The organism is Roseovarius ramblicola, from assembly GCF_042430665.1.
Lineage (GTDB): Bacteria > Pseudomonadota > Alphaproteobacteria > Rhodobacterales > Rhodobacteraceae > Roseovarius > Roseovarius ramblicola.
In genome coordinates, this window is record NZ_JBHMEC010000036.1 from 1 (window position 1) to 949 (window position 949).

The following is a 949-nucleotide window of genomic DNA, read 5'->3' on the forward strand; positions in this document are numbered from 1 at the left end:
TCGTCGAAGATCAGCAGACTGCAAATCGTAGCTTATATCAGTGTCCGAATTTCGGGGGGTAGCTCAGAAACGATCCGGCTCTGAGGTCCAGACCCTGCAGATGTATTCGTATGGCGTCAGGCCACCGAGGGTCTTGAGACGCCGGGCGAAATTGTAGGCTGCCATGAAGTGTGTGAGGTGTGTGCGCAGTTGATCGTGACTGTCGTAGTGGAAACGCTTGACCGTCGCGTCCTTGATCGTCCGATTCATACGCTCGACCTGGCCGTTGATCCAAGGATGGTTGGGTTTGGTCAACCGGTGCTCGATCCGGTTGGCCTCACAGATCATGTCGAAGCGCATCGGCCGCGAATAGGCTGTATTCCTGTTGCGCGGCTGCTCAGCGAACTGGATGCCGTTGTCGGTCAGGATCGTGTGGACCTGTTAGGGCACGGCCTCAAGCATGTGCTGAAGAAACTCCCATGCGGTGCGCCTGTCGGCCTTCTCGACGAGTGGGGTCACCGCGAACTTGCTTGTGCGGTCAATGCCGACGAAGAGATAACGCTTGCCCTCGGCTGTTTGCACCTCGGCGATGTCGATGTGGAAGAAGCCGATCGGGTAGCGCTTGAACTTCTGCCGCTTCGGCTTGTCACCGGCCACGTCCGGCAGGCGCGAGATGCCATGCCGCTGCAGACAACGATGTAGAGAAGACCGCGTTAAACTCGGGATCGAAGGCTGAAGGGCATAAAGACAGTCATCCAGCGGCAGCAGTGTGTGCCGCCGGAAGGCAACGATCATGGCCTCCTCTTGCTCAGTGAGAACGGTAGAGCGCGGAGTTCTCGGGCCGGTCTTCTGATCCTCAACCGTCTGGCGCTTGCGCCATTTCGCAACCGTCTTCGGATTGATTGACCTGCCACTGAACTTTCATCCAGCCGGAACCGGAGCCCTTTGGGTTGATACGCCGATTGGCGCA

Annotated in this window: 1 pseudogene; it reads right to left on the reverse strand. The window is 58.1% G+C overall.

From position 1 onward, the window contains the following. Positions 1–63 precede the first annotated feature (63 nt). Positions 64–882: pseudogene (locus tag ACFFU4_RS17805) on the reverse strand (IS481 family transposase); the annotation flags it as partial. Positions 883–949: the final 67 nt, after the last annotated feature.